Annotated in this window: 5 protein-coding genes; 1 reads left to right on the top strand and 4 read right to left on the bottom strand. The window is 35.2% G+C overall.

Features of this window, described 5'->3' with window-relative positions; genetic code table 11:
• Both A0F92_RS13585 and A0F92_RS13580 read right to left on the bottom strand, forming a co-directional pair.
• On the bottom strand, nt 1-1,747 hold a 1,747-nt coding region (locus A0F92_RS13585; RefSeq protein ID WP_253810481.1), incomplete at its 3' end, for a DUF5689 domain-containing protein.
• A 10-nt stretch (nt 1,748-1,757) separates the two neighbouring features.
• Nucleotides 1,758-4,316 carry a TonB-dependent receptor gene (locus tag A0F92_RS13580; protein WP_167517093.1) on the bottom strand — a complete coding sequence of 853 codons (2,559 nt, stop codon included), beginning with the start codon at nt 4,314-4,316 and terminating at the stop codon, nt 1,758-1,760.
• Nucleotides 4,317-4,491: 175 nt separating this feature from the next.
• Here A0F92_RS13580 and A0F92_RS13575 point away from each other — a divergent pair, with 175 nt between their 5' ends.
• Nucleotides 4,492-5,526 carry an endonuclease/exonuclease/phosphatase family protein gene (locus tag A0F92_RS13575; RefSeq protein ID WP_068247290.1) on the top strand — a complete coding sequence of 345 codons (1,035 nt, stop codon included), beginning with the start codon at nt 4,492-4,494 and terminating at the stop codon, nt 5,524-5,526.
• A 465-nt stretch (nt 5,527-5,991) separates the two neighbouring features.
• Here the strand turns inward: A0F92_RS13575 and A0F92_RS13570 are convergent, their stop codons facing one another.
• Together A0F92_RS13570 and A0F92_RS13565 are read right to left on the bottom strand one after the other, a co-directional pair.
• Complete coding sequence (locus A0F92_RS13570; RefSeq protein WP_068247288.1) at nt 5,992-6,957, bottom strand: YitT family protein; 966 nt, start codon at nt 6,955-6,957, stop codon at nt 5,992-5,994.
• A 113-nt stretch (nt 6,958-7,070) separates the two neighbouring features.
• Nucleotides 7,071-9,566 carry a M14 family metallopeptidase gene (locus A0F92_RS13565; protein WP_068247286.1) on the bottom strand — a complete coding sequence of 832 codons (2,496 nt, stop codon included), beginning with the start codon at nt 9,564-9,566 and terminating at the stop codon, nt 7,071-7,073.
• Nucleotides 9,567-9,635 lie beyond the last annotated feature (69 nt).

Raw genomic sequence — 9,635 nt, 5'->3', positions numbered from 1 at the left:
AAAGAAGAACAGCACCAGGATCATAACCACCGGTTCCGGTTTGCCGAAGAGCTACCGCCCTGTTCATGGCATTGTCTTGTTGCGTAGTGGTTGCATTTGCAGGAAGGCCAATTGCTGATGCACAGTTTTTAAACCCGCCGGTGGTATTTCCCCAACTTGTTTTTGAAGTAGCAAAATTGGCAACATTGCCCAAACTATTGCTACCTGCATTTGTGTAAACAGAACAACCGTTTGGCAAACCATTGGCAATATCATCAAAGTTGATGAGAAGAGGAGATTGATTTAATTGAATAACATTGTTCAAATTACCACTACCTCCTGAAAGCAATTCAACATCATTCAAATTACGCAACATAATAACGGCACCGGTTTGATGAAAGCTTACAATTGCTGTTAGTTTATTAACTGCTTGAGTAGGAACCGGTGTATTATAAAAATTTGCTGTTGAGTAAGTAAATAAATCAATGCTGCCGGATGGGTCTGATAAACGAACAGCATTATTCCAAATTGTTCCACTGATTGCCGGATAGTTCAATTGAATCAATGTAGATTCCCAATTGGTAATATTATCCTGTAATTGCTGAATAGTAACCATTCGGGGAATAATTTTTTTTGAACCGGCAATTTTTGTAATAGCGGTAGTATCCATATTTTTCAGCAATAATATATTGTTTTCTTTGGTTAGCATGGCCTGATTTAATTGAACAGTTACCGAATCGCCCATTTTAAAACCATGCCCGGTATTTAATTGGAGCAGAATACCCGGCATATTTGAATCTTCCTGCAAAATCATTTCATTTTCAGGAATATTTCCCGCAGTTGCATCTGAAATAACAATACCATTGATGAATTTATCTTCCTGATAAGTATATGCAGTACCTTTATAGCTATTGCGAACAGCAGCAATTGAAATTTTACTGACAGTGCTGTTCCCACATCGGGCATTTTGAAAATGAACATCTGAAGTATCACGAATCAACAATTGTTTGGTCGTTCCAAATATTGCAAAAACCGCAACCAGATTACCATTGCCTGCCGGAATTTTATTGGAAGCAAAATCTGCATAACCACTTGTTCGTAATATAATACTGTTACCGGAACAATTTTTTATGGTTAGGTTTGCGGCCTGCTTACCCACTGCATCGGCATAAGTTTTATCTAATTCATTTACAGCAAATTCTACATCGGCTAACTGAATTAAAGTACTTTGTAATGTATCCTGCAAGTTTGCAGAAAGTGTATTGATATTTACTAACCTGGGGATAACCTGATTGTTCAAACTACCTTTCAAAACATATTTATCGAATAAAGATGTTGGAAGCGGAATTAGGCTTGGATTATTGGGATCGCTGTTATCAATACCTGCTCCCAATTGTATCACGCCGCCATAATCACCCAAATACAAACCTTTTGCTTTCACTGCAATTTTTCTTCCTACAGGGTAATTGGTAAACAAATTGTTACCATCCATTCGTACAGTAATTCCTCCGGTTTCATCCTGAATAATAATTTGCTTATACCAATTACCTGATTGATCATTTGCAATTACAATACCACTAACAATTAAATCATCTGTTATCCTTTCAAAATTATTTTTAACATGCAATAATTTTAACTGCCGGATAGTAGTATTTGCGTTAAGTGTTAGTGTATCATTTGCAGGAGGTGCATCAAATGGTTTTGCGCAACTATTCATTAAAAAAAAGCAGGCTGCAAAATAAAAAAATGGTGCATATTTTTTCATCATACCATTGGATTTAAAATTTTAAACTAGTACTCAAAAAATATTGTATCCCATAAGCATAATAATATTTTGGAGGAAATTTTTCCGGATTTTGTGTGGCAAAATCAAATCGCATTTGTTCATACCCGCCGGCAACCATTGCTTTGTTATTGAGCAAATTGGTAATACCTAAACTCACAAACAAATGGTTTGATTTTATTTTTGATTGAATTGCAGGCATTACAAACTGGTAACCTGCAAACAAATTCACAACAAAATAATCGGGTAATTTTTCGGGACGAATAATAGCATTGAACGCATTACTTTTTGTATCTAAGCCTTGCACTGCCCTTTCGGTTCTTCTGATTGGATTTAAACTGAGCCAATTATCTGCCATATAATTACCGGAAACAGATACAAAACATTTGCGGGATGGTCGAAATGTTCCGGCAATATTCACAGCTTGCTGCGGTGATCCGGGCACTTTAAAATTATTAATATAAACTGTTTCTTTTTGAATCAGTTCAGAAGAATTGTCGAAAGTTACGATGGCCTGAGGCCTGTTGGTATAGCGGTTATTGGCCAAAGCAAAAGCGCCTGCAAATTGTAGCTTGTCATTCCATCTCAGTTCAGCACCCAATTCTATACCCGCATTCATCTGGTTAATATTACTTAAAGCATCATTCACAAAACCCTTTACACCATCATCATAAAATGTATAAATTTTTAATGCATCTTTAATTGTGGTTAAATAGCCGGTAATACGTAATTTAATGAATGAAGTATTTAAATGATAGTTTAATTCATATGCTGCATATTTTGTGCTGGTAATATTGTCCTGAGTAGCAGTTCTTGTTCGGGGTGATAGAAATACATCTGAATAATAAGGTGGCATTGAAAGCCAGGCCATATTTAAACTGAAGTAATTTTTACCATTTAATTTGTAAGTAATCCCCGATTTAAATGCATAGTTGAGAAAAGTATTTGTTGTAGAAGGGCCATAAGAGCTTTGGGGGAACAAACCATTTTTAACTAAACCTAATCGTTGAAAACCGGTATAACTCAATGCCTCGGCAGCAAAAAAATCAAAGTGTTTGAATTGTTTGAAAATCTGAAAAAAACGGGAAGCCTTCCAGATATTTATTTGAAAATCGTATCCATATTTTTCACCCTTCTTTACCAATCGGTTAGGATGCAATATATCATATTGTAAAGCATTTGTATTCGCAACCAGATTCTGGTTAGCAAACTGATTCCAATTCACAAAAAAATCGCCCCCTAATAAATCGTTTACCGTTTGAAAATAATGGCTTTGCTGATATTGAACAGTGCCTCCGGCAGTGAGCTGCCAGTTTCCTGAATAGTTTTTATGCAATACAGGAGAAAGTGCAAAAAAAGTATTCATCACATTATTATCTCTTAATATATAATTACTTCTTAGTCCGTTAATATTATTGCCATTTATACCATTTACATTGGCAATGGTTTCTTTACTATTTTGGTTAATTTCATAAAAATTTTTCCAATTCAGTTGCAATAAATTCGGTTCATTTTCCAATCGTTTTTTTACCTGCATTTGTAAATCCGGATCTGTTTGAAAAGAGGGTAAATACCGATAATAATCCGGACGAGGGTCAGGTGCATTGTGCCAATCTAAACCCCTGCTTTTTTGTAGCCCTATACTAACTAATGCCCCCAAATTGAAAGTACTTTGCTGATCAATCCTCCATTGATAATTCAATACAATTAGTGGTTGTATATTTCGATGTTCAGCTGCATTGCGCTTCCGGTTATTCTGATATCCCCAATTGGGATTATAATAACGATTACCTGCCAATTGCATAGCTTCTAAAGTTGTGGCTGCAGCCTGACCATTTATTGCAGAAGACCCTAAAAAACTAAATGTGAGCAAATGTTTAGATGAAATGATTTTATTGGCAGCAAAAAAGAGTGATAAATAATTGGCATAAGTACCTGGAACATAAGATTCTTTTGCCCATTGCCATGCAGTGCTGTATATAAATGACCATCCCTTTTTTAACTGGCCACTGTAATGCGTAAAATTGATGCGATGGGAATAATTTTTATTGGCAACGCTGTAGTTTAAAATATTTTGACGTTGTTGCTGAATGGGTGCAATATGAATATTGATGACATTGCCCAGATTGCCAAAAGAAAATTGATTGGGTTGTAACCCTATTACCATTTCACGGGATTTAAATACGTCTGTTAACCCCATCCATAAGTTCACCAATGTATTGCCATTAGCCAGATTATCGAGTGGCACTCCATTTAAATAAGTAGTAAATAAAGATTTGGAATAGCCACGCATTTTAAAACGAGCAATATTCCAATTGAAAGCTGCAGCATTGTAAAATGCATCTCTTCCGGCTGAAAGTAAAGATGCATACTGTTGATTATTTTCGCCATCCAATGTAGCATCTTCTAATGATACCAACGCCATTTCATCAGCAGTTTGTTGGCGAAGTTGCTGCCAGTAAACACTTTCCGTATTTTTTGATGTATCTGTAACCGGCTGGGCCATGAGCATACTAAAGCCACCCAGACAAAAAAAGAGAAAAACATAATGCATATAGATATGGTATTTAAGCAAAGCAGTTTTACCCACTTACCTAACGCACTATCCGGCATCAATCCTCTCACACCAAAACAGAATAATTGCCATCTAAAAATTAAATTTAATAAACTTTTTAATTACTTTAACTATTTTTTAATATTTTTATTTTTTAAGCATAATCCTCTCTGAAATGAAACCAATATTCTCACTATTTCTTGTAACATGCCTGCTTGCAAATAGCCAACAAAAATCCATTTTCAAATCAGCTACCATTGTTTTTTATAATACAGAAAATTTATATGACACGATTCAAAATCCGTTATACAGAGATGAGGAGTTTACCCCAACAGGAGCAAGAAAATATTCCGGCACAATTTATACCAGTAAATTAAATAACATTGTTCAGACATTGGCCAGTATTGGCAGCAATACAAAGGAAAATAACAGCAATTTGCCTGCATTCATTGGGCTGGCAGAAATAGAAAATGATTGGGTACTAAACGATATCGTCAACCATTCCAGGTTGAGAACTGCCAACTACTCGTTTGTGCATTATGACAGCAGAGATGCCAGAGGAATTGATGTTGCCCTGCTCTACCAACCCTCCTATTTCAAAGTCATTCAAAACAAAGCCATTCAGGTAATTTTACCGGAAGGAAGTAAAACAAGCAGATATACCAGAGATATTTTATGGGTGGAAGGATTTCTGGACGGAGAACTCATTGACATATACATCAACCACTGGCCATCCAGATATGGAGGAACCAATGCCAGTGAACCGGCAAGAATGTATGCTGCGAATGTATTAAAACGGCATATAGACAGCATTAAACAAATTGAGATAGGAAGAAAAATTATCATCATGGGCGACTTCAACGACAATCCATCCAACAAAAGTATTTATCAGATTTTAGGTGCAAAAGAAAAAGCCATTGCCAATAATTTGTATAACCCATTTCATGCGCTTTATATGAAAGGCATTGGCACACTTGCTTTTCAGGATGCCTGGGCGCTTTTTGATCAAATTATTTTGTCGCAAGAATGGTTAGATAAAAAACAGAAAGGTTTTTTTTATTATAGAAGTGGTATTTATAATGCTTCTTTTTTAACCGAAAATATTGGAAAGTATAAAGGATATCCAATGCGTTCATGGGATGGATACCAATTTAGAAACGGATATAGTGACCATTATCCTGTTTTTCTCAGTTTATTGAAAGCTTTCTGATTGCAGATACCATGAATTTAAATAACACGATCAAATTCATTGCCAATAAAAATATTAGCTTTTAAAGTGCAGTTATTGCCCGGAGAAGATTCAATTAACAATTTACCATTGTGCAGCAAAAGCCGGTTCGCAATATTTCTTAGGCCAATTCCTTTGGTTTTTTGAGGTATCAAATCCCTGTCCGTTATCTTTCAAAATAAGGTTTACATAACTATGCTCGGAAGAACGTTCAATAATAGCTTCGATAGCATGTGCATGTTTTAAAATATTAACGCGTTGTGCTATTAAGCTCTGAAAAGCTTACTGAGCATATGTTTCAATAAACTTGGCTCAACAGCCATTAGTTATACAGAGTTTACTGAAACACCATTAGGCAATGAGTTTCAAACGAAAACAGATTTTAATAGCACAACACGTTAAAACATTAGATCAAAAATCTAATTCAAAGATTTGATTTACAATCGTCTATAATCCTCTTTTTTTAATCATTCCACCTTTGGTGTCTTTTACACTGCTCATTACAACAAATGCATTTGAATCTATCCGTTCAATTTCTGCACTTAATTTATTCAATTCCAAACGGGTTACTACTGTATAAATGATATCTACTTCTTTGGTTTCGCCATTTTTGCCAAATCCGCGTTTACCGTTATACACCGTTACGCCTCTTCCCATTTTATGAATAATCATTTGCCGGATAGTTTCATGATAAGGCGAAATAATGGTAACACCAATATATTCATCAATACCTTCTACAATAAAATCTAAGGTTTTCGAAGCTGCCAAATAAGTAATGAGTGAATACATGGCTGCTTCAATAGAAAGTAAATACGCTGCAGCAGAAAATATCATTACATTAATTATAACAATTATATCCCCAATGGTAGTTCGTAATTTTTTACTTAAAAAAATAGCCAAAATTTCGGTACCATCAATTACTGCACCCCCCCGAACAGAAAGTCCGATACCGGCGCCCAAAAAAAATCCACCAAATACTGCTACCAACAAATGATCTTTTGTAATTACCGGAAACTGAATAAATGCCAAACACATGGCCAAACCTGTAATTGCGAAAGTAGTTTTAATGGCAAATGCCCGATTGATAACTTTAAATGCCATTAAAATAAAAGGTATGTTGATTAGAATAATATAAACATAAATGGGCAAATGGGTAAGTGCGGCCATCAATAATGAAATACCGGTTACACCACCATCAATAAACTTATTGGGTAATAAAAAGCCTTTTAATCCAAAGGCTGCTGAAAAAATTCCACCCAACATCAATACCACATCTTTTATCAATCGAAAGAAAAGCAGCTTGAAAAAACGGAATCCTTTGGCTTTTTTATAACTGGAATCGTCTTTGTTTATAAAAAAGCTTTTCTTTTTAAAAATTTGATGATAAATAAATTGCGACCAAAGCGGATTCATTTTTTATGAACAATATACAAAATTTAAGCGAAAAATCGGGTATAATTGAAGGATGAAACCCAACAAAAATGCCAGATAAATTCGGGTATTTCATAAAAAATATATTATAATAATTAATTAACCATGAAAACAGCATTGGCAAACATCAATTTTCCATTTTCCCAAAACATTCTGAAAATTGGATCATCAGCCATAAATACATAAATGCCTTTTCCTACAGGTTGTGTGCCAAACAATACGCCATTTTTAATTTTATCTTTTAACTGGTTACCTACAAAACCGGCCACATAATTGTTATCTGCAATTGTTCCTACATTCCATCCATTGTTAACATATTCGTATACCTGATCATTTTGTTTTAATGTATAATAAACTTTATCGTAACCATACGCCAATGGGTTGGTATTATCTAACTGAACACTATAAATACTGCCGGGAATGGAAAAAGATAAACGATCACTGTTTTGCTGATCATAAACAGGTAATTTATTTACTGAAATGGTGTCGTCTGTTTTTTGCCCTTTTAATTTTAGGCCAAATAAATTGGTTCCAACAATTGCGGTAGCATTTTGCAGGGTAATTAACTTACCGCCGCCTTGTACAAAATTTTTCAATTTTTCTGATACAGCTTTATCATTCAATACCCTGTAATACCCATCCGGTATGATGATAACGGTATAAGCACTTAAATTCAAACGGTACAAATCAACAGCATTTAATAAGGTAAGCGGATATTGCAATGCTTTATCAAAATAATTCCATACTTCGCCTGCATCGGTTGCAGAACTTTGTTCACCGGTTATTAAAGCTACTTTAGGGGCATGAATAACCTGAATATCAGGACTTCCAAAATCAGGCCCCTTCTGCATTAATCCGGTGTTTACGGGAACGGGTGTAATATTATACAAAGTTGCAGCCGACTGAACTAACGATACCCAGTTTACGTTATCGTTACTGGTTTTTAAAACCAATAGCGTTCCATCGGGATAAGTAATATTATTGTAGGTAATTGGTTTGGCAGTTACCCGTACTTTCACTTTGTTTTTTATTAAGTATGCCAGCAATTTTGCAGCATTAAATGATTGATAGGGAATAATATAGCCATAATCACTTGCAACAACATTGGCAACATTTACTGCACCAGGAAATTGCTTTAAAGTTATCTTTTCATTGATAGCGTAAGCATCTAACCCAAAAGTATAGGGAATACTCCATGCAGTAATATCGTAAGTAGCACTGTCTGAAAGTTTTGATTTCGGTTCAAATAAAACCCTTGCCAAACTACTTTTAGGCTGGTACATGGATACCGCTAATTGATATTTCTGCAGTTTTACATCTTCCATAGCATTATTAACATAATGATAGCCTTTGTAGTTTCCTTCCATCACACCATATTCAATTCGATTATTATCGAGTAATTTTTTTACTGCATTGATTTTATTGAGATCATTACTGCTAACAACATAGGTTTTGTATACACTATTGGCAGCATTGTTATTATTCTCGTAGTATTTCTTAAAATTATCTATTAATTGCTGATGTTGGAGTGCAGATACCTGAACTGTTGAGATACCGGTTGTAAAATGATGCATTACCCTGTCGCGAAGTGTAAGTGTATCACCATCATCATTCATTACACCAAGGCCTGCACGTATACCACCCTGCTCAAACGTCATTCCAATTGCGCCATTGTATAATGGATAAGTATCACCATAAGATGGGTAAAATAAATCGAAGCGCTCTTTGGTAAAATATAGCCATCCATTTTTATCAAAATAAGATGCATTGTTTTTACCTATCAATACCTGAAAATCCCTCTGCCATTTTGTAATTACTTCATGATAAGGCTCTGCAGCCGGTGCAAAATAGTAAGGTTCATTAAAACCCTGTTCATGATAATCAACATGTACTTCCGGCATCCATTGCTGGTATAAATTCAGGCGTTGTTGTGTTTCAATTTGTGTTTGCCAGGCCCAATCGCGGTTTAAATCAAAATTATAATGATTGGTTCTGCCACCAGGCCAGGGTTCTACATGCTCTCTTGACTGCACATCCACATTCATATTTACGCCAACTACGCTATTATACCAATTAATGTAACGGTCGCGACCATCGGGATTAATACAGGGATCCATGATAATGACGTCATGTTGTAACCATTCCTGGGCCTCTTTATTATCGGGTTTCAATAAAGTATATAAAGTTAGCATAGCAGCTTCGCTTGATGCGGCTTCATTACCATGCACATTATAACTTAACCACACAATGGGGGGTACGTTATTACTTACGGGTGTAACATTATCTTTTAATAAACCGGTTAATCGTAAATTATTTTTTCGGATTTCTTCCAGTTGCTTATGATTTTCCGGATTGGCAATTATGGCAACCATTAATTCCCTGCCTTCGTTGGTTGTACCATAAGGTTGAATGGTTACCCAATCTGGCCTTTCTTTTGCAATAAGTTTAAAATAATCTACAATTTGATGGTGCCTGGTAAAGCGGCTTCCAATAGGATAACCCAAAAATTCTTCAGGACTGGTAATGGTGTTTTGTGCCATTAAACTTCCTGACACCAAAAACAAAACAAATAACATAAGCCATTTTCTCATACAATCAATTATTTATAAGCTTCAATAATTTAATCTACTGCCGATTATGCAGTTAAAGTTGTGAATATA

The sequence above is a fragment of the Hydrotalea flava genome, from assembly GCF_001623405.1.
GTDB classification, from domain to species: domain Bacteria; phylum Bacteroidota; class Bacteroidia; order Chitinophagales; family Chitinophagaceae; genus Hydrotalea; species Hydrotalea flava.
This window is presented reverse-complemented; position numbering and strand designations above follow the sequence as displayed.

Coding starts and splice junctions, on each gene's coding strand:
- A0F92_RS13580 (WP_167517093.1), bottom strand. CDS start 4,316: ATGCATTATGTTTTTCTCTTTTTTTGTCTGGGTGGCTTTAGTATGCTC.
- A0F92_RS13575 (WP_068247290.1), top strand. CDS start 4,492: ATGAAACCAATATTCTCACTATTTCTTGTAACATGCCTGCTTGCAAAT.
- A0F92_RS13570 (WP_068247288.1), bottom strand. CDS start 6,957: ATGAATCCGCTTTGGTCGCAATTTATTTATCATCAAATTTTTAAAAAG.
- A0F92_RS13565 (WP_068247286.1), bottom strand. CDS start 9,566: ATGAGAAAATGGCTTATGTTATTTGTTTTGTTTTTGGTGTCAGGAAGT.